Source organism: Haloparvum alkalitolerans (assembly GCF_055381565.1).
In genome coordinates this window covers 81,650-104,971 of the sequence record NZ_AP043936.1, presented here as the reverse complement: position 1 = coordinate 104,971, position 23,322 = coordinate 81,650, and the positions used below count along the sequence as shown (strand labels likewise).

Here is a 23,322-nt window from a genome sequence, read left to right as displayed (position 1 = left end):
ATTTTCACACTACGGGGATTTCGATTCGCATACCTATTTCTGCAGTTGGTTGTGCCTCTCTCAGAGGGTTACAATAAGGGCTCTCCTCTCTGTCCTGAAAAGAAAGAAGCCCGAAGTTTAGAATTGCTCAGTGGGCCCAGCTGATTCCTCCTCAACCTGCTCGTACATCCCATCCGGGAATGGGAGACTCCCCCAGATCGAGTAGGGACACTGGTCCTGGCCGATGCAGTAGCGCTGCAGATCGTCGTTGTCGCAGTTCATTGGCAACGGCGTGTCGCCGTCGATCGTGTTCGAGAATTCGTAGCGAACCTGGTATTCGGTCTCCTGCTCGTCGTACCACGGCCACCGGGAGAAGACGTCCTTGAGGTCCACGACGATCTCGTCGAGGCTGCTGTCCTGATACTGCGGGAGCCACATCACCATCCGCGCGAAGTTGTAGAGGTCCTTCCGGACGGGCTTCTTCTCGTGTAGCCGCTCCTCCATATTCGCCATACAAGGGAGCTCGAAGAGGCCCTCGATCTCCCGCACCTCGATCTGTTCGGCGCCGGTCCCGGCCCGCCCAATTCGGTACGTATTGACGCGCCCGTCGCGGTCGATCGTAACGGCCGAGTGGGACTCGTGGTCAGCCAGCGTCTTCGCGAGACTGCTCGGACTCGAGATCCAGTCCGTCACAGAGGATGCCCAGTCGTCATCGGCGTCGTACGCGGCGACCGCCCGATAGAGTTCCTTTGCCGTGTGGAACTCACCCGTTTGAGCACCGTCGTCAGGTGCATCACTCAGGGCCCGCCGAAGGACGCGGATCGTCCGCTCCCCACGGTCCCAGTTCCGCCAGAGCCGCTCGTGATGGCCGGTCTCGAGGAACCGGTTGATCCGCTCCGTGATCGCTGACTCGTTCGTAGTCAGCCACGTTAGCTGGTCGTCGGAGAGGCCGTCCTCCTGAACTCGCAGGAGGTTCTTGAACGCCCGCCCAGCGTAGTCGCGATACTTGCTGTCGAAATCACCGACCGGGACGTACAGCTTGTTGTCTTTCACTCGCGTCAATATCTCTCTCCCCTCGTCACTCCCCGTCGATGACTTGTCCTCCGCTCGAACGAGACACTTGCGTGACGCCGCCGCCATCGGAATTTCGAGGTAGAGACCCTCCCCGAACTCCGGTATTTCTGTAATGCCCGTACAGACCCGCCCAGGATGTGGGCCATCCTCACTGGGCTCCTTGCTGTACAGCACGTCGGCGATGTCCTGCTGGAGTGACCCATCGCCGTGGGCGCGGATGAGAGAGGCGAGATTGTTGACGTACAACTCTCGGATGTCGTAGAGTACCTGGATGTTCCGGGGCGACGCGTGCTCGAACTTCGGGTGTGCTTTCACACAGATCGCACTCAATGTCGCGAGCACGGCGAGTATCCCCGGCTCGTCGACGAACGGCTCCTCGGCGGCGTCGGCACGAACCTGTTCTTTGAACGCGGCCGTCCCGAACCGCTCGACGTCGTTCACGAGGTCCTTGGGCTGGTCCTCGCCGTCGACGACGTATCGGTTGTACCCACGCGTAAACAGCTGGTTGATGCGGGTCTCACTGTACTCCAGCGGGAGTGCCGCAACTCGATACGCCATGTCCTCGTCGTCGGTGGGCGTGCTCGGACTCATTCGTCGATCACCTTCGGCGTCGCCGACAGAACGTCGAACGCCGGGCTCTCGATCGGTTGGACGATGCTGCAGACATCAGCGTGGAGTGAGTAGGGTAGCCGGGCGACACGCCGGCGGTCGGCCGTCACGACGGGGTCGATCGGGATGTCGTACGTCTCGAGGAGGAGGTCGTTCAACACCTCGCGACTCTGCTCGTCGTATCGGTGCGCCGGGTCGGTATCCAGCAGGTAGACGTGGACACCCTGCCCGGTGTACACGACCATCGTCTCCTCGGCGTTGAACTCGTCCTCTAAGATGTCGCGGACTTCGAACCCGTACTCGATGGCGCGGTCGAGGTCTTCGAAAGCGTACGGATATCCTTTGGGAGCGGCGTCGAGGATTTCCGCGTCGTCGAGGAGCACATCGTCGTCCCGATCGTCGACATCCGCTAAGACCATCTCGTCCGCTCGGTCTCGGGCGATATCTTTCGCGTCGATGTCGACGAGGAGGACCCACGGGCGTTTCCAGTGGTCCAGCGCATAGTAGACAGCGTCGGGGCACGGTCCCGGTTGCTTCAGTACTTCCGGGTCTGCAAGCGCGAACGTGCTCCGGCTGAGGGGATCGTTGCGAGCCGGATGCCGTATGAATTCTACAACGTCCTCGAAGTCGTCGAATTCGGGTGTTGTTCGTTCTCCCGACGCATCTGTCTGCCACGTATCCCGACGGATGAAGTCCTTGTCAGGAATGTCGTCTTTACGAACGGGGTGGGAATCTCGGAAGGCGACGGCGTACTGTTTCGGGCCGGTCGCCGTGATGAACTCGGGGATATCATCGATGTAGCCCGGGAACTCTTCGGCGTAGTAGGCAACGATCTCCTCGCGAGTAGCCTGTCGCCACGTCATTGATTGACCTCCTGATCGAGATTCTTGAATCCCCGAACAGTGGTCATCCCCGCGGCATCGAAGTCCGCTATAGCGTCTCGAATCGTCGAGAAGGAACGTGCGTCTCGTCCGCTGACACTCTCTTCGATCCGGTCCGCGTCGGCTAGCCTATCCAGAACTTCGACGGCCGTTTCGCGGTTGTTGAATGCCCAAATCGCGTCTGCGTCTACTGAACACAGCTTATCGTAATCGTCACTGGGTGCGTGGATGTTGTTACTCGGGAGTTCGGCTTCCCCGACCCAGACGAGCTCATCGTTTTCGTCGAACCCTGCGACATCGAACACGGTGTCGCCATTGTGTTCGTAGTATGGCTCGATGCGGGCGACCTCGTCCTGCTGTTGAAGCCACAGCTCGAGCAGTCGAACACCAACCTTGTGAGGTGTTTTCTCTCCAACATCCCCCAATCCGGGGCCTATCTGCAGCTTTTCGCCGAGGAGTTCGCGTCCTGCTGGAAGAACGGTGTAGTATTTGCGACTACAGGCCGAGGCATCTTCGACGAGATTCTGATCGATAAGGCGTTGGAGATTGAGCTCCTCGAACTCATCCCGCAGTGGACGCATTGAGTCGAGAAGGGTGTACTCGGTATCCTCTCTGTTCATCACATCGAGAACCCGACTTAGGAAATGGACATCATCACGGGAGAGACCTCGTTTGTGGAGTTCGTCATCCGGAACGGCGACTTTGCTTTCGCGGATGGGCGTCGCTGTGATCTCCGGTTCCTCGGCCCCTTCATCTGGGGTAGCATCGCTACCTTCGTCCGGCCTGCCGATGGATACGCATGTCTCCTCAGATCGTCCTGCAACCCCACCCTCGTCAGTTGACTTGGTGGATGTCGAGGCGGGGGCCTCAGTCTCAGAGGTGACTTCCGCGATAAACGAGGATTGCGTGGGATTCGTTTGGGAGTCGTCATCCTGTGGTCGAGCCGCTGTCTCAGCTGCCGAGCTTCCCCACGTATCTGCGTCCGATTCGGCATCAGGAGTTGGTTCTGAGAGCCCATACTCTACCTGTGTTCGCTTTACCATTCGCGGTCGCGACACGGACTCAAAATGGTCTTCCTGAGGCTCTGTGAGCGGCTGGTCGCTTTCTGGATGCCCCGGCGCAATCGGCAGCGGCTTCAGCGAAAACGGCGGCGGCCCAGTCTCCCCGAACGACGGACTCGGGAGTTGGGCGATCCACTCGCCACTTGGGAGCGTGTTGATTCGGTTGCGGAGTTCGGTCGGGCTGAGGTCCTCGTGCGCGAGCGACTCCGCGAGGTCGCGCTCGATCGAGATATTGCCGATGAGCTTCGTCCTGATGTTGTTCAGCACCTCGTCATAGGCCCGCTCGTTTCGGTTTCGAACCTGTCCGGGGAACTGCATCACGAGCCCCATACTCAGGCCGAACGACCGACCCTGCGGCAGAAGCTGCTCGGAGACGAGCTTCGTCGACGCGACCGGGGCCGCCTCCTCGATGATGAGGTTTGTGAGCTGCTCGTAGTCTGTCTGCCCGTCGCGCCGGCGCACCTGTACGGCGTCCCAGAGGTTACTCAACAGTAGCAGAGTGATCGCGCGCTGTGCTTCCGGGCGGAGGTCGCCCAAGTCGACGATGATGGTGGCATCTTCATCGAGGAAGTCTCGGAAGTCGAACCGATTGTCGACGTACTCGCCGGCGTCATTCTGCTCGGGGACGTGGCTAAAGATCCGTCGCAGATGCGCGTCCTCCCTGAGCTTGTCGAGGCGGTTCCCGACCGCGTCCATCGACACCTGAAACTGGTGGTTATCCTTTGCGAAGTGGCGTGTTAGCGATTCCTCGATGTTCTGGTTATCCGCTGAGACTGGAGGGATCGTCTGGTCGCGCTGCATCTGGAGGGCGGCAGCGAAGAGGTCGTCCAGCCCGAACACGTCGCTCCCGTACTCCTCGTCGAACAGCGCCTTGATCAGGTAGCTAAGGATCTCGTTTGCGACGAACGCCTGTCCGTACTGCTCGCGGCCCATGATCATTCGCAGGATGTCGTGGAAATGGTCAACCTTGTCCTGAATCGCGTCCGCCCGGTTGCGGCCGGCCGCGAGCGCGGGGCGGATGTCGAAGAAGGAGAACGCAGGGATGGTCTCCGGGACGCGGAAGTGGTAGACGTCGTCCAAGCCTTCGAACCGCTCGTAGTGGCAGCGCAGGTAGTTCTCACACATCCCGTCCCCCTTCGGGTCGACGAGGACGACGGGGCCACCCGTTGTCTCACGGAGCGAGAGGGCGTCGTTGATGATGGCCTTCGACTTCCCGCCGCCTGTCGACGCGAATCGCCCGTAATGCGTCGGCAACAGGTCCGGCGGGATTCGGATCGGGTCGGGTCGCGGCTCACCGTTCTCGTCGAGGGCATACCCAATGGCCATCCCTTCCTGAAACTGCTGAATCAGGTCCGGATTTGGCCACGGGAGCGGGTTCCGGCTCTGCTGTTCGGCTCTGGTTCCACGCGTCCCTTCGACGGTCAACTGTTCGGAGGAGGGAACGAGGACGAAGTTCGCGAGCTCCGCCCCACCGAGGATCAGCTCGGGACGGGTTTTCCCCCGTCCTGTCGTGAGCTCGCGGTCGAGGAAGCGCTGAAGGGCGGCCCGTGCCTTCCTCTCCTTCGTTTTCTCCCGGAAACCGGTGTCTCGGAGGCGTTTCCCCTCAACCTCGTAGAACGGTCCATCAAGCGGGTCGAACACGGGGAGGAGTGAGTCCATCCGGGCATCGAGATCGTCGCGAGTGCCGTCAGTGGGGACGCCGACGGCTCGAATGTTGGCCGTGAACGACCGTTTGGCGTTCTTCGCGTCGATATACTCGATCCGCTTCTCGACGGACTCGCTGAGCTGCCGGTCGTCCTGATCGCTCCGCTGATCCTCGACTTCGAGTAACGGCCCGACGAGCTCCTGGAAGAACGTGTCGCGGCCGTCAACGAGATCCTCTTTCCGTACCTCCGCGTCGGACTGCCACCTGGCACGCCGCTGGAAGACGACCTGGAACGCAGTCGGCGCTGTCGCCTCCATCAGGTGGTCGATCAGCGACGCCAGGGCCGCGCCCGGTTGGTCGACGGACGAGAGGTCGTCATTCGTGTCCTCCGTTGTGAACGGCGTGAGCGAGGTCATCCAGTCCTGCTTTCGCGACGCGGCGCCACACCATCGGACACCAAGCGGAGAGACGGCGTCGGGTGCTGGCCGCGCCCGAATCGTCCCGCTGGGGTCCATCGTTGGCTTCGCGATGTCGTTCGATGAGTCGTCCGTAGCGAGCGCTGCTGGCGGGGCCAGTTCGAGAGCGGTCTCACCGACGACTACGTGGTGGTCGGGGACGGAATCCGCGGCGACACCACCGCCGGTCGCCGACCCGGCAGCTGTTACTTCTCCTTGCTCTCCTTCCGTCTCGGTGATCTTGTACCGCTCGTCTGTCCCAAACTCGTACTGGAGTTGCCCATCCTCGTAGTGGCTGACAAACTGCTCCGGCGTCAACTCGACCGGCTGAATGAGGCGATCGGCGATATCGATATCGACGCGCTCGATGTCGAACGTAGCCGGGTAGATAGAACGGAGGCGTTTCTCGAGTGTGTCGAGATGAGCATCGGCGCCGTAGAAGAACTCCACCGGCTCATCCGGGCCTTCGCTCAAAGCCAAGAACTCGAATCGCGGTGGCGTCTTACTGTGGAGCGGGTTCAGCTTCGCCTTGAGATCTGACGAGCCGGGCGTAGTCAGTTTGTGAAGGCTGTCGAGAACCCGGGGGATACTCTCCGGATCGAGTTGCTCGGATGTCGGGGTGACGCGCAGGTAGTCAGCCATCGGTGGGTTCCTCCGTAGAACCGCCGCCTCGTTCGGTCGAGACGACTTCTGGTTCTTCATTCGTTTCGTTCGTTCCATTCGTTTTGGCTGTTTCCTGCTGCTCGAGTTTCTCTCTGAACTCCGCCATTTCGGTATCCACGTTCTCGTCGCCGGCGCCGGGAAGCGAGGATCGGACCTGTGCGGTCGGGTCGAAGTCGAGAACTTGCTTCTCTTTGGGCATCGCCTCGACCTTGATCCCACGCCACTCGCCGTCGACGCCGACGAGTGCCTCCGAAAAGCCGGCGTCCTCGTTGCCGGGCACGGCGTCCTGAACGAACCGCATCTGTGCGTAGTTCAAGCCGAACTCGTCGGCCCACTCTTCGTCCATCCCGTCGAGGCGGTGGAACTGCTTGACCGCACACTGATCCAGAATCGCCTCGGATTCGGCGTGCTCGAAGAACTCGTCGACGGTCTGGGTTACCAGCCGGATCGAGAGGTCGTGATGCCGGTGGTGGCGGGTCACTGTCTCGAGGAACGCCAGGCTTGCGGCATCCTGCATGATGTACCGTGCCTCGTCGATGTAGAACACGACCTCCTTGTCCGAGACTTTCGCCCGCTCGTACACGAGCGAGATGAGCAGCTGCATCGTTAGCGCCGTACTACTGTCGACGCTGCCCTCTTGCTGGGCGAGGTCGAGGTAGATGACCTTCTCGTCCCGGATGTCGAAGCCGGACTCTTGGCCGAGGTTGGCGTGGCGACCGTCCGCCTCGAAGGGTCGGAGCTGGTCGAGGAGCCACGTCGCGTCCTCTTTGATCTTCCCCGCCTCCTCGTCGGACCGGACGACAAACTCCTCGGGGTCGTTGACCATCTCCTCGAAGACGTCCATCATATCCTGAATCGTCGGGCTCGGGTTGTCGTGCGTCGAGATGTCGTCAGTGATGCCGTTGCCCTTGTACGCTCGCTTGAGCCCGAGTTCGAGCGTCGTTCGGCGGTCACCCAGCGAGATGCCCCGCAGCGCGAAGAAGTTCGAGAGGAAGCTCATCGCGTCGTCGAGTTTCTCGTTGAACGGGCTGGCGTCTTCGCCCATCGCCCGCTGGACGTGCTCGGGCGTCTCCCGAATCTCCAAGGGATTCAGCCCGAGCGTCCCGCCGACCGTGATGCGTTTAGCGTCGAGTGCTTCGGCGACGCCGGCCCAATTGTTCAACGGCTCAAGGATGATGCCGATACGGTCCTTGCTCTGCTCAATCGACCGGATGAAGTTCTGCTTCGAACTGAACGACTTCCCCGAGCCGGTGTCGCCGACGGTGAACATCGCGTAGCCGTTGTCCCGGGCGAACGGGTCGATGACCACTGGGCTCTGGTTGTCCTTGTGAATCCCGAACTCGACGCCGCCCTCCTCGAGGATCGTCGCGTTGTGCGGCGAGGAGAGCAACGCGCCGACGGCGCCGCCGAGCGCGATCGACGTCCGCCCGAACTCGTTGTCACCGATTGGCGCGGCGGACTGGAGCGCGAGATCCTGCCGACAGATCGCCGTCTTCGGCGTGAGGTTCGCGGGGTCATCACGGAGCGCACTCTTGACCGTCTGGACCGCGTCCCGGAGGTCGTCCTTCTCGTCGGCTCTGACCGTGATGAACATCCCTTGGTCGAAGACGTTCGCGCCGTTCTCGACGGCCTTGTACGTCGCTGCGGCCTCGTTGGCGCGTTCCTGCAGGTAGGCACTCCGGGCGCTCTGTTCGAGGTCGGCGTCGACTTGCAGGTCGTCCGCGATGTCCTGTAGCTCGTTCCGCGCCCGTTCTTGGTTCTTCGGCGTGATGTGGGTCGTCAGGTCGAACTGCACGTCCGTCATCTCGAAGAGGTCGCTGAGGTAGCCATCACTGGGGTAGTCCGGGTAATCAGCGATGTACAGCGTCGTCGTCCACTGTTCACCAACCCGTGCAGCTCGTGTCTCCCACTCAATGGCGGACGGTGCCGTGACCGTTTTGTGCGACTCCACGATGTCGTCGAGGAGTTGGCGTTCGGCCGCGCCTTGTTCGATGGTCTCCTCATCGAGGAGATCCGAAAACTCGACCTCCTCCTCCTCGTCACTGTACCAGTCCCAGAGGAGCTTCCCGCCGCTCCCGACCAGTACTGCGAGCAGAATGTAGAGGGTCGCCCCCTCTGCTGAGGTCGGATTCGTGAGCCACTCCGTGAGCTGGCCGATAGCTCCGCTGCCCGTCTGAAGGACGAGGTTACGCATCGTGAGCCTCCTCCCGGCGCGAATGGCCGACGATCGGTTGTTCGCGAACGACGCGCTCCGCGTTGTCGTAGTCGTTTTCGCGGCCGTTCCAGAAGTCCATATTCAACACGAAGAGTTCGACCGTGCTGATCCGGCGCGCGGACCAGCCCGAGGCCTGCTGGATGAACTCCGACCGCACGTCGTTGACCCGGCTGTCCAGCTTCTCGAACATCTGTGCGCGGCGCTCGACATCAGTGAGGTTCTCGCGGCGGGTCACGAACGGGTTGAACAGGAACCCGATGACGGGGAACTGCGTCAACTTCTCGGCCGGCGTCCCCTCGTCACGGAACCGGTCGTAGACTTCCAGCGGGGTGACCTCGACGCCGATGTAGTACCGCACCTGCTGGATACCCCGTTTGCGCATCTCCTTCGGTCGCGTCTCCCGATACTCCTCGAGGAGCTCCCGGAAAATCGGGTTCTCCGTAACGTCCTCATCGTTCAGCCGATCTTCGATGTTCTCGGTGATCTGCTCCACCGGAAATGAACGGGTTGTTGCGTGGAGCTTGAGCTTTGAGTCCAGTTCCTTGTTCGCGAACTCCTCGCCGGCTTCCTGCAGTTGAGCCCAGTCATCGGACATTGCGAAGTCCATGTTCCCGGGATCGATCTCGATGAACGCTTCCATCGTTCCATCATCACGCTGGATCGCGCCAGCCCCTGGCCAGGCACGCTCGATGTTGGTGAGGTCCTGCGTTCGCTCGTCCGGTTTGAACGGCGTGTAGTTCGCGAGCCCACCCTCATTCCGCGCTGTCTCGTTGGTACTACTGTCAGCCTCTTCCGGGGCGCTGAACGTAACCCGCGGTCGCTTGACGTATCGATAGACGTCTTTCGTCCACGTCCACGCGCTGAGGTGGTCCGGCGAGACGTAGACGACCGCGATCCCGAGCCCGAAGCCTCCCGCGACAAACGGCAGAGCGAGCGAGTCGATGCCGGTGAGCCCGGCAACGAAGAGGCCGATAATCGGGAACGCGATGAGGACGCCCATATCCCCCTCCTCGATGTTGAGGTAGGGGACACGGCTCTCTTCACCGAGCTCTTCCATCATTCGTCGTGCGGCTGCGTCTTGATCTGCTGGCATGATTGTGGTAGCCACTAGGATTGTTCTCAGTACGCCGGTACGATGGTTCGCGGTCGGGGTTGTCTTCACCCGTCTCTGGCCCTGCGACTTTTTGCGCAGCAGCATGGCCTGCAGCGGCTTTCGGTCCCCACCTGGCGGCAGTCGTTGCGACGCTGGCTCCGCCGAAGTAGGCCCCTGCAGCGACACCTCCAATGAGAGCAACGCCGCGGGTAGCGCTGGAGAGTACTTTTGCTGTCAGCGGGGTCGCGTATTGGAACGTTTTCCACGAGACATAGAGCGCAACGAGTGGGAGAGAGCAGGCTACAAGGTATTTGAGGAACGTCGTTTCTGGCGTAAGGGAACCTCCAGAGTAGAGTAAGTCATATCCCTTGAGGACTACCGCAGCAGGTAAAGGTAAGAGAGCTAATGGAACGAAACGCTTGCTAAACCCCATCGAAATGTCAGAAAGGACGGGGACATTGCCATACGCAACGGCAAACGCAAGGGGCATTCCATACAGGTAGACATAGAGAAGCACTCGTCGAAGGTAAAATAGTGCTTCAAGTGCCCACATCGAGGTTCCTCCGATGAAAGCAAAGAGTAGACCAAGGACAGGGTTGGAAACTGACTCCGTAATAAATTGTAACATTGCAGACGAGAGTGAAGACAATTCTGGCATCAGAGCGATTGTAAACCCGTCAACAAGGTAGAGGGCGAGAGCTCCGATCCAGTACCATATGACTATCAGAAATGCTCCGATCCAAGCGGTTTTCTTGGTCTTCCGTGCCTCGTAGGAAGTTCCAACATTGAATATACGGATCGCGTGGCGACCTTGAACTCCCATCACGAGGAGCAAAAGAGAGATGAGCATAATCTCGCCACCAATGAGACCCTCATGGATCGCCAGCCACGGTGCGTTACTCGGTTCCCCGAATATGAACGCGCTATCAGTCTGAGGGGCAGGGGTCCCAAACATCCCCTCTGTTATCATTTGATATCCCGATCGAAGGCCGTCCAAGAACACATTAGTTAGCCAATCAACGACTTTTTTCGCACCTTCGAGTACGACATCGATGAGATCGACCATGGTTAGTCCTCAGAGATTGTAACTTCACAATCACTCATATCCATAGACCCGGAATACTGAACATCGAAGATGTTCAAAATCTCGTTTCCACCGACTTGGGTTCGGATTGTGACAGTGAATTCACCACTATTGCTGTCGGTAGAACATCCCATACCGCTCTCAGATTGAGAACCGAATGGAAATGAATTACTGAACAGATCTGTCTCTTCTCCGGGAGGAAGGATCACCCTCTCAGTTTCGTACATTCCACTGCCGCGAGGGTCTTCAACAGGATTCGGAATATCTCCAGAAAAGCTCAGCTCTACAATAGCATCCGGTCCACTCCCGGTATTTTCGACCGTTACATAGGCTTCTCCATTCTTCAGACGATCTGTCTCAGTATCGCCGTAGATCTCATCCCAAGGCTTGTTTGGGTTGTTTCGATAAAGGCCCACATCCCGAATATGGAGTTCAGGTCGAATCAGTTTGGAGCTCTCAGCTAGTGTTTCTCCACCGCTAAGTGCCGTGACAGTATACTCACCGGGCTCATAAGCAGTACCAAGCTCAAAAGATAACTGTTGTGAGCCAGCAGCAGTCTCTTGTTGAGCGAATAACTCACCATTCGGTTGGATAAGGTTAATCCGATCCAACCCCACCTCTGATGAATATTCAATCACGAGGGTAGTGCCCTCTACAGCGATTCTGTGAATGATATCCTTGCCACTTGGAGAGGCTGAAGTATTCTCAGGCGAGGGATCGCCATCTGTACTCAAACATCCGGCCACGCTCACGAGAGCGGTACCGGTGATTGTTCGGAGGGCGGTCCGTCTGCTAAGTGGGAATTTGTCTCGGGTCATGAGTTTTACCGAATGATGTCCTCCGGACTGAGCATCTGCAGGAGTTGCTTCCCAGCGTAGAACATCACGAAGAACGGCAGGAGCTGCCAGCCAACTTCAAACACCAGCGCAAACCAGCCCTCAATCGTCCTGAGTGGATGCCACCGAACCGTCGCAGTGTCACTCACATAGGCGGGGTCGTGCTCGATCCACGAGCCGGGATGGTACCGAACCGTGTAGATCCCCGGCTCGTCGATCGTTACGGTAGCGACACCTGATGTATTGGTCTCGATGCGCTGATCTGCAACGGTGATGTATCCGTCCCTGGACGGTCCACCGATCGGATACTGACGGCTTTCGTCGAGAAGGATTGGTGCGCCGGACTGGTTGTTGCGAAGCTCAACTCTGAGAGTTGCTTGTGACTGATTCTGCTGGATGATTTCCGCGGTAAGATTACTCCCATGGAGCTTCCGCTCGGAGCCACCATCTGGTTCGGTGATCGAGGCATTCACTCCGCGAACGATCCCCGCAACATGGAGGTTCTCACGCTCGACGTTTTCGGCTCGAACGGCGACGCCGTACGTCGTCGTGTACGATCGGTTGACGACGTCGATGTTGATGTTCTCACCGAGCGTCTCGACTGGTGATGGGCGGTCACTCCCCCACGTCTCGATGATTTCCGGGCCATCTCGAACAGGCTCTGCGCGTGGGCCTATGCGTGAGGGGTACGCGTGGACGTAGACCGGGATTGCATCGGACTCGACGGTAGCACTTCCTGTCTGGTCCGTTCGAATGAGCGTATCCCAGTTGGTGTTACGAGCGGTATAGAACCGCCAGACGCCACGAACTCGTGATTCACCGTCCGCCGTCAGCGTGTACCCCTGCCACGGCCGTGCCTGGAAGATCGCGACACCGACGTCACCATTCGGATACTCGGAATAGTAGGAGGACGCGGAAAGGTCGTAGATCTCGACATCGATCGAGTCGGAGACGTTGCGCGACCCCGTTTGGTAGGTGACGTTCGTCCGACCACCCATCTGCGTGGATTTCTTGAGCCGGACGCTAATCTCCGCTTCCAGTGTAAGGGTTGTATTGCCATCATCCTCCAGCTGGTAGTCGAGTGCTGGCGTGTGCGACCCATCACTCTCGGCGATGACCTCTTCACCCTTCTTCAGCCGAACTTCATCGATCTCGTGCTCCGTAAGCGACCACTCAACCGTGGTGTTGCTGGACGAAGTCTCGTTCGGGACGCGCACTCGATAGTCGACGAAGCCGCGCATCGTTCCGTTCGGAGCGATGTACAACGGCGTTTCGCCAGCTTCGAGATGCCCTCGCGTAGAAGGATGGACAGCAAAGACTGTCGCATGGGCGTCCTCGATAAAGACGCTGTCCTCGAGGTCCGCGTGAGAGGGGTGAACGGACGTATCAGCATCGCCGGCCGCGAGATCGTCGAAGTCGTTACGCGTCCACGTCGCGGCGGTCGCCGGTGGACGCTTGAACGTGATGTCCGTGCCGTTCGCGAGTTCATGGATCGCGGAGCGATTTTCTCCGTACCGTTGGCGGTACTCCTGTTGCGTCATGTAGTTGTCCGCATCACGCGACCACAGCGTTGCCGATTCGTTCTCTGAAAGCCCGTTCTCCTCCGTCCCCGGTCGCGGCGGATCGGCCGTGACGACACCCGTGACTAAACTCGTCGCGAGCAGCACGGCCACGAAGATGGAGAGCTCTCGATGAGGCATGGGCTAATGTGGGAAGCTTCGTGGGACTACCAAGGGACGAGATCGACGCACTGTGCCAGCGGAAGTCCCATCATCGACCCAGCAACCGTATACAGTGGGCCAAGAACCACGAGGACGACCGTGGACTTCATCGCTGAGCGCTTGTGTCGCTTGAGGCCCTTCTTCTGCTCGGGATTGAGGGTGAACATCTCGATGAGGGAGTCAGCCTGCCAGACGATGGCGAGGCCGACGATTCCCAGCGCTGTGGTCAGCTGGAAGAACCCCTCAATCATGCCCGGGAGGTTGTCTGCGCTACAGACGGCGTTACTCTGGGCGGCGACCGGCTGGACAGCGAACAGGCTCAGGAGGACGACGGTGAGCGCTGCCTGCCGAGGGACCTTCCCCATTAGCGGTGACTGATTTTCGACGCTACGCTCAGGGTCGGAGGGAGTCTGGTCCTGTGCCATAGCGGGTTAGTCGTCAGTGGCGTCTCCAGCCGTTGGCTGGTTCTGTTGCTCCTCGACGAGCGACTGGAGGTCGTCGAATCGGTTAGTGTCTTCTGCGATCTTTTTGAGCGTGTAGCCCTGCTCGCGGGCCCGTTCGAGGAGGTCGCGGAGTTCATTGGGGTCGACACCGCGGACTTCCATTTCCTCACGGAGGGCACGGCGATAGAGGGCGGAGGCGTTGATGTGGTCGTTCCACATCAGGTACAGGTCATCGATATCCTCGATGGTGACTGATCTCGTGATCATACATGCGGGTATGGGTATGCACCGGCTGAGCCCCGGTACATATTGGCGCGTTAGCTGGATGATGCCTAAATACTTTCTGGCTAATAATAACTACAAATTTGTTAAATAGATTATAACTCAATTACATGTTATTCTCGTAGAAAAAGATTAACCAACACATACCGAGTTCTGTGAGGATCTGTTGGTTAAGACTAAGAATCAACTCGCTTACTCGATCCCCACAACTTCGCCGTTTCCCTCGTAGAGGATTTCGCACTTCAGCCAAGAGTCCCTCACCTTCCTCGTGGAGTGCAGTACCTTCATCGAGGACGCACTCGTCCGCGTCGAGCTGTTGCTCCAGTAGCTCGATCTCACTTACAAGGAACTCTTTTCTGCTCGTCCTCGAACCAGCCACGCTCTTCGAGTTCGCTTCGCAGTCGCTCGACGGTAGCCGCCTGGTCGCCGTCGCCGACGACGATCACCTCCCACGGTTTGAGGTCGATTTTCCCACCTTCGACCCAGTAGTCGATATCGCCCTCGAGGATGACTTCGGTCCCGTCCTCGAGGTCGGCGTCCATCTCCCGGTAACGGTTCGCCCAGATCATACAGGGGAGCTCGGCCTCACCGTCGGTGAGCGTGAAGTAGAGCGCCGTGCTGTTCTTGTGGAGGTCGGTGACTTCGCCGATACAGCGGACGCCGTTGAGGGCAGGCGTGTCCTGGACGACCGACGCGATCCGGTCGTTCAGCTGGGACACGCTAAGGACCTCTCTCGCATCGGGTTCGACCGCCTGCCGTTCGGTATCCGGTGCGTCCGCCATCTCCGTTTCCTAACTTGTAAACTGCCCTACCCTACTCCCTCGGCGCTCTGCGCCTCGGTCCTTGAGGGTAGGGCTTTGATGTGGACTCCCGGCAATCAGTCCCCAGCAACAGGCTGGTGACTCTCGCCGTTCAACGTCCCACCATTTATACGCACGTCTACTGGTGCGTCTCCGCCCCCCGACGTGGGCGAGGAACTTCAACGTCCCACCATTTATACGCACGTCTACTGGTGCGTCTCCGCCCCCCGACGTGGGCGAGGAACAGAGTCTGTGTTTCCGCTTTCGGGCATAGCGTAGCCCGATATTCTTCGCTGCATTGTAGTCCGCGTTCACCTCGTAACCGCATTTCTGGCACTCGAAGTGTTCTCCGTGGCGATTCGCTTCGTTCGTGAACCCACAATCCGTCCGAGAACAGCGTTGGGACGTGTGGTTCGGTTTGACTTGTTCCACGGAGACGACTTGTTCTGGTGCCTTGTAGGAGACGTACTCGTACAGGCGTCGGAACGCCCAAACATGGTGCCATTTAGCCTGCGGGAGACGCTCACGGATGTCGGTTAAATCCTCGAACACGATCACGTCGCAGTCGTGTTCGACTGCTTCCGAAACGATCTCATTGGCAACCGTGTGAATGTACTGCTTCCGCCAGGCTTCTTCTCGCTTTCCAAGGCGAAGCAGGGCGTTGTGTGCGGCCTGCGTGCTGCGCCGTTGCATCTCGCCACGTCGCTTCTCGAACTCGCGGCACCAATAGTCGTAGTCGTCGCCCTGCCAGAACGTGCCGGTCGAAGCTACTGCGAGGCTGTTGACGCCGAGGTCGATACCGAGGACTGTTTGGTGCCCGGTATCTGCCGAAACCTCGGACTCGTCGTCATCGTACTTTCGCGTCGTGATGTGGAAATAGAACTCGTCAGTCGTCTTGTCGTATTGCAGTGTGCTCGCCCGGAACTCGTACTCCTCTGAGAGAACGTACTGTTCGTAGGGCGTCGGGCTGTCCGCCGGGAGTTCAAAGTCGCACTCAACACGCCCGTTGACGGTTGAAAGCGAGACTTTGTTCCGGTAGAATGTGGCGCTTCGCTTATCGTAGACCATACTCCACGAAGTGAACTCCGGTTGGCTCACACGCTTGCCCTGTTTCCATCGTTCGACGCACCCTTTCGTCGCTTGGACGGCGCGTCGGATGGCCTCTTGAACGAGGTTGGCAGTGAGATCAGTTTCTTCCCGCAGCTCCGGGTAGAGTGCGTCTCGCGCAGTTGAGTTCGCAGTGATGCAGCTCATGTAGGAGTCGTCGTCCCAACAGAACTCGGCAGCACGATTCGCACAGTAGAGGAACTGTCGCGCAGATTCGTGGAGGTCGTCGCGCCGCTCATCGGGAACAACGAGTTTGACCGGCGCAGTTCGACGCACCTCCATATTTCAGATTACCACTCGGCGGTTCTTATAATATTGGGAGCCGGGTAGCTACCGTCGTGCGGTTGCGTCGTCCTTTGTCGGTTTCCTCTCCGACCTACTCGTTCGCTACACTCGTTCCTTGAGATCGGAGGCTCCACCTCGAATTATGCTGAACAGGAACCTCAAAAAGCTACGTTCGAGTGCCGGGGTTGGCTGCGTTACGCAGGCCTACAGGTCGCGGGGCTGGACCGTCTTCCGGTCGTTGGCCTCAGCACGCTCTGCGGCGTCGTCGAGCAGTTCGGCGACCTCTTCGTTGAGGGCGTCGTAGAAATCTGCCGAGACGTTGTGGTCCGAAAGTGCATCCTTCACGGCTGCTTTGACGATTAGGTCAGACATTCCATCGCGGATTTCTCCTGTCCACCATATAAAGGTTCGAAGTTCTCACGTAGTCTTCCTGGCCAGTCACGCCGAATTCGTCTCTGAGTACCAGAGAGAACATATGCCACCCCTCAAAAATAGGGAACAGGCAGATGCACGATCTAACTGGGTTCCAGCGGGATATCTTGTACGTAACCGCCGGGCTCGAGGAACCACACGGGCTCGCAATCAAAGATGAACTCGACGACTACTACGAACAGGAGATCAACCACGGCCGCCTCTATCCGAATCTCGACGACCTCGTCAACAAAGGACTGCTCGAGAAAGGTGAACTTGACAAGCGGACTAATGTGTACACGGTCACGCAACGCGGATTGCGGGAGATCGAGGCGCGACGTGAGTGGGAAAGTCAGTATTTAGAAGACGTGAACGTACCCGCTACGTCGTAGAATCATTATAAAAGCGGGACTGCTTTACCCACTTCCCACGAATACACAGTAAGATGGCTCGGCTCGTCTTCTATCACCACCCACAGGCCGAGAATTTCTCACTCAAATATAGCTCGGCATCGGTGGCAGAAATCCAGTCTCAGCGAGAGCAATCCGACGAGTCGACAAAACTCATCGGGTACCCCTTCGAAACACCGGTCTATGTCCTCTACGAAGGCGATTCAGAGATCGAATCAGCCCATGACATCGACTTCGATCAGGAATGGTTGAGCGACCGTATTCGTGACCTTCCTCGTGCTGGGCAAGTTGTCGCATTCCGATTAGTGGAATTGCTCGAAGCAGCTGTCGATGTTCGAGAGGAGGATGAGTTTCGGCTCTACAAGGAGTTCGAACCGCAAAAAATCCAGCAGGCACTCGATCACGTGTCCTGGGGAGCCCCACTTCCGACCGTCGCTGGAGAGGTGATGTCGAATTTGATTCTCCGACATTCCCTCCCGAATGCGAATCATCGAACTGGCATCGCTATGCTGCAGTTCTGTATTGAGAGTGTGGACTCGGATTTTGCGATGCCACGAACACACGTCGACGACGATACCTGGCGAGAGTGGGTCAATCCCTATATTGTTGATTCTAAGCGTCTCATCACGGTCCGCCGGAACAACCTCCGTTTCAAGCAACTCGAAGAGCTGGACGTCGACCTCGTCGAACGGAAAGATGGGATCCAAATCCGGTTAGCCGAGTTCGAGCTGGATATGCACTGGCGAGAAGCCCTCACAGAGTATGCTGGGCAGCACGAATCCCACTGTACGGACTTCGCGCAGGCAGTTCTCGAACGAGCAGGACGGGACGATCTACTTGACCGTCAAGGACCAACGAAACAAGAGTTCATCACGTATCTGGAGAACGGACTGGTCGAACGAGACTTCAGAGAAATGTTTTGATCAGTCGCGAAGCTCGGCGACCGACTGACCAACCTCACGGACGTGTTCACTTCGCTCGAGGTCGAGTTCCTCGGCGAGGTAGTCAACCGTCTCTTCGAGGCTCATATCGGAATGAAGTCCGTCTAACGGTATAAACCTAGTGCTGGCGCAACAATGTCGCCCATCAGAGGAAGCGTCTGTGTATACCAAACTTCGCACCCCTCGGGATAACTGTGGAATCGGTGACCGCATAGCGATACCCACCGAAATCACGCAGTGTCGCCATTTGCTGTCCATTAACCGAACTCAATTGAAAGAAGCTCCGAAGCGATCGGGAGCGTTTCAGTCTGCAGGTTGTGCGTCAGTCGCTGGTGTCCCGCTTGGAAGCTCGGGGATGGACAGGTCCACGCGGCGGAGCAGCTGAGCGTTGATCGCGACGATTACTGTACTCAACGACATCAGAAGTGCACCCACAGCGGGGGACAGCAGAATCCCAATCGGTGCCAACACGCCTGCTGCGAGCGGAATCGCGAAGACGTTGTAGCCGGCGGCCCAGACGATGTTCTCCTGCATCTTCCGGTAGCTCGCCTTACTGAGCTTCACCAGCCGAACGACGTCCATCGGGTTGTTCTGCACGAGAATAACGTCGGCCGACTGGACCGCGACGTCGGTGCCACTCCCGATCGCAATGCCGACGTCGGCTCGCGTCAGCGCCGGCGCGTCGTTGACGCCGTCGCCGACCATCCCCACGAGTTTGCCCTGGTCCTGGAGTTCCTGGACTTTCTCGTCCTTGTCTTGGGGTAGGACCTCCGCGAACACCGTGTCGATGCCCAGTTCGTCGGCGACAGCGTTGGCGACGTCCTGGGAGTCCCCAGTCAGCATCGCCACCTCGATGCCCAGATCGTGGAGGGCGTCGACGACTCGATAACTCTCCTCGCGGATCACGTCGGCCATCGCGAAGGCGGCGATCAGCTCTCCGTCACGAACGAGATACACCACAGTCTGGGCGTTCTGACCGGCCTCGTCAGCGAAGTGCTGGAGATGGTCGGGAATTTCGCTATCGAGTTGGGCCAACAGGTTCGGGCCACCGACGTACACCTCGTTTCCGTCGACATTCGCCCGGACACCCTTGCCTTTAATCGCCTCGAAGGCTGTCGCGTCAGGAGTAGTTACATCTCGCTCGTCGGCGGCCTCACGGATCGCTCGGGCGATCATGTGTTCGGAGTCACTCTCGACGGCTGCCGCCAGCCCGAGCGCGTCGTCCTCGTCAACGCCGTCGACGGTCGCCATATCCACGACGCCGTGTTCACCCTCAGTAAGCGTCCCTGTCTTGTCGAAGATGATGGCATCCAAGTTCCGCGCGTCCTCCATCGCAATTCGGTCGCGGACGAGCATCCCGTTGCGCGCTGCAAGTGAGGTGTTGATCGCGACGACCAGCGGGATGGCGAGCCCGAGGGCGTGTGGGCAGGCGATGACGAGCACCGTCACGACTCGCTCGATGACCGTCGCGTCGAACGAGACTGCGACCGTCCACGCAATCGCGGTCACGACTGCCGCCCCGAGCGCGACGTAGAACAGCCAGCCGGCCGCCCGGTCGGCCAACACTTGCGTCTTGGACTTGCTCTGTTGAGCTTCCTCGACGAGGCGCATGATGCCCGCGAGTGTTGTCTCCTCGCCCGTCGCACCGACGCGAACACGGAGACTCCCGTCGCCGTTGATGGTGCCGCCGATGACCTCGTCGCCAGGCTCTTTCGAGACGGGCTTGGACTCGCCGGTGATCATCGACTCGTTGACGTCGGAGTCACCCTCCTCGACGGTGCCGTCAGCAGGGACACTCGCGCCCGGCCGGACGAGCACGAGATCGCCTTCCGAGAGCTCACTGACGGGAACTTCTTCGGTCTCCCCGTCGTCGGTGATACGCTCGGCGGTGTCTGGCATCAGTTTCGCCAGTTCGTCGAGCGCGCTGGAGGCCCGCCGGACCGACCGCATCTCGATCCAGTGGCCCAGCAGCATGATGTCGATCAGCGTGACGAGCTCCCAGAAGAACGCCGACTGCGTCGGGAAGACCACGCTCGCGAGGCTGTAGACGAACGCGACGGTGATCGCCATCGAGATGAGCGTCATCATCCCCGGCGACCGATCTTTCAGCTCCGGTACCGCCATCTGGAGGAACGGCATCCCACCGTACGCGAAGACGATGACCGCGAAGACGGGGTTGATCCACTCGCTGCCCGGGAACGCGGGGACGGAGAACCCGAGCCACTCCTGCAGCATTTCGCTGTATAGCAGGACTGGGATCGACAGGAGCGTCGAGACGAAGAAGCGCCGGCGGAACATCTGCTCGTGGCCCTTGTGCATCCCGCCATGCCCCTCACCGTGGCCCTCATGGGAACCGTGGTCGTGTCCTTCGCCCTCGTGTCCAGCGTGCTCGTGCTGCTCGTCGAGCACTGTCTCACTCTCCGCAGCAGGGTGTGCCTCTTCTTCCAGTAGGTCCTGTTCTACCCGCTGCTCGTCCGACTCGGCGTCCGATTCATCCTGCTCGCCGTGTTCGTGCTGGTGACTGCTGTCGTCCTGCTGGTGTTCCCCTCCAGGGAGATTCTCATTTGTATCTTTGTGGTCGTCCATAGCCCATATTCTCTGTAGAGGTGGATCCGCTGGCCCCCTGAATCTTCCCCACTGAACTGTACAGCAGGACCAGCGTAGCGAAGCTTCAAAGACAACGGTTGGCCGTTGTCTCGGAGTGGTCCGCGCGATTCTCAGGCGTAAGCGGTGTACCCGGCGTCTTCGACGGCCTCCACGAGAGCTGTGACATTTGCCTCACCATCGACGCTCGCCTGTTCGCTCTCCCTGTCGACGGTCACGTCAGTCACGCCGGATACCTCTTCGAGGGCCTCTTCGACCGTCTGCTCACAGTGACCGCACGTCATGCCTTCCACGATGATCGTCGTCGTCATACAGGGATACACACGGCCTCCTCTCTTTAGCGGATTTCCCCTTCGATCATACTGATATCGTGGGGCTCAAACTTTAGATTCAAAGCGATACCTGCGGCCGTAACGAACTAGACATCGGATGCGCCAGGTGTCAATAGCGAGAAGGCTCAAGTATCGTTGTGACGCTCCCTGTACGTCTTCGCCGCTAAAAAGACATAGAGTGCGCCGATAGCCCGAATGCCCAAGCGGAATCGCTCGTTCCATTCTATCGACTCTGGACGCTCGTACAGGAACGCGGTGGCAAATCTCTGATACAGGTCGGGAAATAAGAGGACTATCGCGCCGAACACGCCGGTAAGATTCATCAGCAACGCGTATGCTCGCCCGTTAAAGAGTGAAAGCGCAGCTATCAGAACACCCTCCGACCGGACTGCTGGACGTATCCACCCTCTCACTGTTCCCTCGTCTGGATTCGAAATCGCGAGTTTCTCGAAGAGCTCGACGATTTCGTCCGGGAACAGCGCTGAGATAGCGCCGAGGACACCGACGAGTGTTCGAATCATACGATATGGTACGACCGATATGGATATAACTCCCACTGCGACGCTACACTATCGAGAACGAGGGGAGTCCGAACAGTAGCGGCTTCGAACCGGGCACGACGCGCAGAGGCCGCTTGTCGAATGGGCGTCCTGAATCCTTATGGATTCGGGGCATACAGGGCGTAGAGGATAGACAGCATCCCGGCTGCGGTGACGAGTGCTGCGACGAATCCTGCTTCGAAGATCGACACCTGGAGGAGTTCGAAGAGGACGCCTTCAAGGAGGCCGCCAAGCCCGACCAATGCGAAGCCGGCGGCGACGTACAGGAGTAACTGCGTGTGATGCCGTTGGTATCCGCGATAGGCCTGGTAGGCGATCACCAGCGCCAGGGCGGTCGTGAACAGCTTGCCGATGACGAATAACGTGTGTTCCATGAGTCAGTCTCCCCGCATTTCCTCGAAGATGGACGTAATCCGGTCGGCGGGGTCCGGCCGAACATCGATCTGCACGTCGAAGCCCTCTGCTTGGAGGAGTACTTCGACACGCTCGAGTCGCGCCTCGTACTCGCTGTAGTGCCGTCCGCCGGGGTCGACGTGCGTGTACTCCTCGAGGAGGCCCTGCTCGACGAGGCGGGTGACACGCCGCGAGACGGTCGGGCGTGACATATCGCATTCCTCGCTGAGCTCCTTCGCGGAGAGTCGGTCGGTCTTCGTCGCCACGAGGATGTCGCGGGCATACTCGTCGTCGAGCGTGGCGAAGATGTCCGACGGGTCGGCCTCCTCAGTCACACGTCCGTACTCGCTACAGGAGGGTAATATAGCCCGCCGGTTTTCTGACTCAGAACGCCGGCTCGCTATTATATCGTCTCTACCCACCTACTGATAGTTGAAGGTGCAATAATTATGTCCACACTCGACTCCGGCATGAACCAGCTCGAGAGCAGAGTCGGCGGCCTGACCGTCGGCGGGAAAGTCCACAGCCTCAGCGCGTGGTTCGTGCTCGCGCTCCGGCTCATGATGGGCTACGCGTTCGCGTACTCCGGGTTCACGAAGATCACCGGCGAGTTCGCCGCCGGCGGCTACCTGTCGAACGTCGCCGCGACGAACGGCAACCCGCTCGCAGGGATGTTCGCGTGGATGGGCTCGACGCCGTGGTTCGTTGAGTTCGCGAACGTCGCCGTGCCGTGGGGCGAGCTGTTCATCGGCCTCGGCCTGCTCGTCGGCGCGTTCGTCCGCCTCGCGGCGTTCTTCGGCGCGCTCATGATGGCGATGTTCTACTTCGGCAACTGGGACATGGCTCACGGCTTCATCAACGGGGACTTCGCGTACATGCTCGTGTTCCTCGCGGTCGCCGCGTTCGCCGCGGGCCGCATCCTGGGCCTCGACCAGTACATCGAGAACTACGACGTCGGCGGCGAGACGCTCGTCGAGCGCTACCCCGCCCTCGAATACATCCTCGGCTAACCACGCCGAGACCTTTGGGAGTACAACAATGCAAAATCCAATTCAAGCACGCGGGATTCGTTCTCTGGGACTCATCGTCGTCGGAGCGCTGGCTCTGGCCGTCGTCGCCGGAATGGCGCTAACACACGCGACTGTCCCAGATGCAATGATGTGGGGGTGGCACGACGGGATGTGGAACGACGGCCACATGGCCGGATGGGGTAGCTGGGGCTGGGGGATGATGCTGTTCGGGCTCCTGTGGATGGCACTTCTGATCGCCCTCCCAGTCTACGCCGTTTACTGGCTGACAACGCGGTCCCCTACGGACGGCCATACTGATGACAGCGCACTCGCTGTTCTCCAAGAACGGTACGCTCGTGGCGAAATCGACGACGAGGAGTTTGATCGCCGTCGCGCCCGCCTGGTGTCCGACGACGATCGTTTCTGAC

General features: G+C 59.2%; 21 protein-coding genes and 1 pseudogene. 4 read left to right on the top strand and 18 right to left on the bottom strand.

The annotated features are described in order from the left end of the window. Positions 1 to 117: 117 nt before the first annotated feature. The 13 genes and pseudogenes from ACZ432_RS00510 to ACZ432_RS00450 all read right to left on the bottom strand — a co-directional run bounded on the left by ACZ432_RS00510 (position 118) and on the right by ACZ432_RS00450 (position 16,605). Positions 118 to 1,644: a primase-associated protein gene (locus ACZ432_RS00510; RefSeq protein ID WP_426963402.1), complete on the bottom strand. Its 1,527-nt coding sequence runs from the start codon at positions 1,642 to 1,644 to the stop codon at positions 118 to 120. Next, positions 1,641 to 2,525 (bottom strand): bifunctional DNA primase/polymerase, encoded by an 885-nt coding sequence (locus ACZ432_RS00505; protein WP_426963401.1) that lies wholly within the window; start codon positions 2,523 to 2,525, stop codon positions 1,641 to 1,643. The genes ACZ432_RS00510 and ACZ432_RS00505 overlap by 4 nt, the downstream gene beginning before the upstream one ends. Then, positions 2,522 to 6,346, bottom strand: coding sequence for an ATP-binding protein (locus tag ACZ432_RS00500; RefSeq protein WP_426963400.1), 3,825 nt, complete (start codon positions 6,344 to 6,346; stop codon positions 2,522 to 2,524). Before ACZ432_RS00500 ends, ACZ432_RS00505 begins: the two co-directional genes overlap by 4 nt. Then, positions 6,339 to 8,561, bottom strand: a complete 2,223-nt coding sequence (locus ACZ432_RS00495) for a VirB4 family type IV secretion system protein (protein ID WP_426963399.1) — start codon at positions 8,559 to 8,561, stop codon at positions 6,339 to 6,341. The genes ACZ432_RS00500 and ACZ432_RS00495 overlap by 8 nt, the downstream gene beginning before the upstream one ends. Then, entirely contained in the window at positions 8,554 to 9,675 is a 1,122-nt protein-coding gene (locus ACZ432_RS00490; RefSeq protein WP_426963488.1) for a hypothetical protein, read from the bottom strand. Before ACZ432_RS00490 ends, ACZ432_RS00495 begins: the two co-directional genes overlap by 8 nt. Beyond that, the gene (locus tag ACZ432_RS00485) at positions 9,623 to 10,741 is read right to left on the bottom strand and encodes a hypothetical protein (RefSeq protein ID WP_426963398.1); all 1,119 of its coding nucleotides are present in this window, start codon (positions 10,739 to 10,741) and stop codon (positions 9,623 to 9,625) included. Before ACZ432_RS00485 ends, ACZ432_RS00490 begins: the two co-directional genes overlap by 53 nt. 2 nt (positions 10,742 to 10,743) lie before the next feature. Further along, positions 10,744 to 11,577 carry a hypothetical protein gene (locus tag ACZ432_RS00480; RefSeq protein WP_426963397.1) on the bottom strand — a complete coding sequence of 278 codons (834 nt, stop codon included), beginning with the start codon at positions 11,575 to 11,577 and terminating at the stop codon, positions 10,744 to 10,746. A gap of 5 nt (positions 11,578 to 11,582) precedes the next feature. Further along, positions 11,583 to 13,295: a hypothetical protein gene (locus ACZ432_RS00475; protein WP_426963396.1), complete on the bottom strand. Its 1,713-nt coding sequence runs from the start codon at positions 13,293 to 13,295 to the stop codon at positions 11,583 to 11,585. A gap of 26 nt (positions 13,296 to 13,321) precedes the next feature. After that, complete coding sequence (locus ACZ432_RS00470; protein ID WP_426963395.1) at positions 13,322 to 13,741, bottom strand: hypothetical protein; 420 nt, start codon at positions 13,739 to 13,741, stop codon at positions 13,322 to 13,324. A 6-nt stretch (positions 13,742 to 13,747) separates the two neighbouring features. After that, entirely contained in the window at positions 13,748 to 14,026 is a 279-nt protein-coding gene (locus ACZ432_RS00465; RefSeq protein WP_426963394.1) for a hypothetical protein, read from the bottom strand. A 350-nt stretch (positions 14,027 to 14,376) separates the two neighbouring features. Next, positions 14,377 to 14,823: an exodeoxyribonuclease VII large subunit gene (locus ACZ432_RS00460; RefSeq protein WP_426963393.1), complete on the bottom strand. Its 447-nt coding sequence runs from the start codon at positions 14,821 to 14,823 to the stop codon at positions 14,377 to 14,379. Between the two features lie 198 nt (positions 14,824 to 15,021). Next, a pseudogene (locus ACZ432_RS00455) lies at positions 15,022 to 16,230 on the bottom strand (RNA-guided endonuclease InsQ/TnpB family protein); the annotation flags it as partial. Positions 16,231 to 16,437: 207 nt separating this feature from the next. Next, complete coding sequence (locus tag ACZ432_RS00450; RefSeq protein WP_004048632.1) at positions 16,438 to 16,605, bottom strand: DNA-binding protein; 168 nt, start codon at positions 16,603 to 16,605, stop codon at positions 16,438 to 16,440. 134 nt (positions 16,606 to 16,739) lie between these two features. Here ACZ432_RS00450 and ACZ432_RS00445 point away from each other — a divergent pair, with 134 nt between their 5' ends. Together ACZ432_RS00445 and ACZ432_RS00440 are read left to right on the top strand one after the other, a co-directional pair. Next, complete coding sequence (locus ACZ432_RS00445; RefSeq protein WP_058984782.1) at positions 16,740 to 17,036, top strand: helix-turn-helix transcriptional regulator; 297 nt, start codon at positions 16,740 to 16,742, stop codon at positions 17,034 to 17,036. Between the two features lie 53 nt (positions 17,037 to 17,089). Then, entirely contained in the window at positions 17,090 to 17,977 is an 888-nt protein-coding gene (locus ACZ432_RS00440; protein WP_426963388.1) for a DUF8172 family protein, read from the top strand. A gap of 321 nt (positions 17,978 to 18,298) precedes the next feature. Here the strand turns inward: ACZ432_RS00440 and ACZ432_RS00435 are convergent, their stop codons facing one another. The 5 genes from ACZ432_RS00435 to ACZ432_RS00415 all read right to left on the bottom strand — a co-directional run bounded on the left by ACZ432_RS00435 (position 18,299) and on the right by ACZ432_RS00415 (position 22,219). After that, positions 18,299 to 20,581: a copper-translocating P-type ATPase gene (locus ACZ432_RS00435; RefSeq protein ID WP_103992913.1), complete on the bottom strand. Its 2,283-nt coding sequence runs from the start codon at positions 20,579 to 20,581 to the stop codon at positions 18,299 to 18,301. Between the two features lie 131 nt (positions 20,582 to 20,712). Then, a complete protein-coding gene (locus tag ACZ432_RS00430) occupies positions 20,713 to 20,910 on the bottom strand; it encodes a heavy-metal-associated domain-containing protein (RefSeq protein ID WP_004594582.1) in 198 nt (65 codons plus the stop codon). 146 nt (positions 20,911 to 21,056) lie between these two features. After that, positions 21,057 to 21,452, bottom strand: coding sequence for a hypothetical protein (locus ACZ432_RS00425; RefSeq protein WP_004594583.1), 396 nt, complete (start codon positions 21,450 to 21,452; stop codon positions 21,057 to 21,059). 137 nt (positions 21,453 to 21,589) lie between these two features. After that, positions 21,590 to 21,865 carry a DUF7521 family protein gene (locus ACZ432_RS00420; protein ID WP_004515576.1) on the bottom strand — a complete coding sequence of 92 codons (276 nt, stop codon included), beginning with the start codon at positions 21,863 to 21,865 and terminating at the stop codon, positions 21,590 to 21,592. A 3-nt stretch (positions 21,866 to 21,868) separates the two neighbouring features. Then, positions 21,869 to 22,219 carry an ArsR/SmtB family transcription factor gene (locus ACZ432_RS00415; RefSeq protein ID WP_066419127.1) on the bottom strand — a complete coding sequence of 117 codons (351 nt, stop codon included), beginning with the start codon at positions 22,217 to 22,219 and terminating at the stop codon, positions 21,869 to 21,871. A gap of 114 nt (positions 22,220 to 22,333) precedes the next feature. Here ACZ432_RS00415 and ACZ432_RS00410 point away from each other — a divergent pair, with 114 nt between their 5' ends. Then, positions 22,334 to 22,894 carry a DoxX family protein gene (locus ACZ432_RS00410; protein WP_103992912.1) on the top strand — a complete coding sequence of 187 codons (561 nt, stop codon included), beginning with the start codon at positions 22,334 to 22,336 and terminating at the stop codon, positions 22,892 to 22,894. A gap of 28 nt (positions 22,895 to 22,922) precedes the next feature. Beyond that, positions 22,923 to 23,321 (top strand): SHOCT domain-containing protein, encoded by a 399-nt coding sequence (locus tag ACZ432_RS00405; protein WP_103992911.1) that lies wholly within the window; start codon positions 22,923 to 22,925, stop codon positions 23,319 to 23,321. Position 23,322 lies beyond the last annotated feature (1 nt).

Bases quoted from the DNA above. Each gene is read 5' to 3' on its own strand.
- ACZ432_RS00410 (WP_103992912.1), top strand. From the start codon at position 22,334: ATGTCCACACTCGACTCCGGCATGAACCAGCTCGAGAGCAGAGTCGGC.
- ACZ432_RS00500 (WP_426963400.1), bottom strand. From the start codon at position 6,346: ATGGCTGACTACCTGCGCGTCACCCCGACATCCGAGCAACTCGATCCG.
- ACZ432_RS00405 (WP_103992911.1), top strand. From the start codon at position 22,923: ATGCAAAATCCAATTCAAGCACGCGGGATTCGTTCTCTGGGACTCATC.
- ACZ432_RS00425 (WP_004594583.1), bottom strand. From the start codon at position 21,452: ATGATTCGAACACTCGTCGGTGTCCTCGGCGCTATCTCAGCGCTGTTC.
- ACZ432_RS00445 (WP_058984782.1), top strand. From the start codon at position 16,740: ATGCACGATCTAACTGGGTTCCAGCGGGATATCTTGTACGTAACCGCC.
- ACZ432_RS00485 (WP_426963398.1), bottom strand. From the start codon at position 10,741: ATGGTCGATCTCATCGATGTCGTACTCGAAGGTGCGAAAAAAGTCGTT.
- ACZ432_RS00460 (WP_426963393.1), bottom strand. From the start codon at position 14,823: ATGGCGGACGCACCGGATACCGAACGGCAGGCGGTCGAACCCGATGCG.
- ACZ432_RS00470 (WP_426963395.1), bottom strand. From the start codon at position 13,741: ATGGCACAGGACCAGACTCCCTCCGACCCTGAGCGTAGCGTCGAAAAT.
- ACZ432_RS00435 (WP_103992913.1), bottom strand. From the start codon at position 20,581: ATGGACGACCACAAAGATACAAATGAGAATCTCCCTGGAGGGGAACAC.
- ACZ432_RS00495 (WP_426963399.1), bottom strand. From the start codon at position 8,561: ATGCGTAACCTCGTCCTTCAGACGGGCAGCGGAGCTATCGGCCAGCTC.
- ACZ432_RS00420 (WP_004515576.1), bottom strand. From the start codon at position 21,865: ATGGAACACACGTTATTCGTCATCGGCAAGCTGTTCACGACCGCCCTG.
- ACZ432_RS00510 (WP_426963402.1), bottom strand. From the start codon at position 1,644: ATGAGTCCGAGCACGCCCACCGACGACGAGGACATGGCGTATCGAGTT.
- ACZ432_RS00475 (WP_426963396.1), bottom strand. From the start codon at position 13,295: ATGCCTCATCGAGAGCTCTCCATCTTCGTGGCCGTGCTGCTCGCGACG.
- ACZ432_RS00430 (WP_004594582.1), bottom strand. From the start codon at position 20,910: ATGACGACGACGATCATCGTGGAAGGCATGACGTGCGGTCACTGTGAG.
- ACZ432_RS00505 (WP_426963401.1), bottom strand. From the start codon at position 2,525: ATGACGTGGCGACAGGCTACTCGCGAGGAGATCGTTGCCTACTACGCC.
- ACZ432_RS00440 (WP_426963388.1), top strand. From the start codon at position 17,090: ATGGCTCGGCTCGTCTTCTATCACCACCCACAGGCCGAGAATTTCTCA.
- ACZ432_RS00490 (WP_426963488.1), bottom strand. From the start codon at position 9,675: ATGCCAGCAGATCAAGACGCAGCCGCACGACGAATGATGGAAGAGCTC.
- ACZ432_RS00450 (WP_004048632.1), bottom strand. From the start codon at position 16,605: ATGTCTGACCTAATCGTCAAAGCAGCCGTGAAGGATGCACTTTCGGAC.
- ACZ432_RS00480 (WP_426963397.1), bottom strand. From the start codon at position 11,577: ATGACCCGAGACAAATTCCCACTTAGCAGACGGACCGCCCTCCGAACA.
- ACZ432_RS00465 (WP_426963394.1), bottom strand. From the start codon at position 14,026: ATGATCACGAGATCAGTCACCATCGAGGATATCGATGACCTGTACCTG.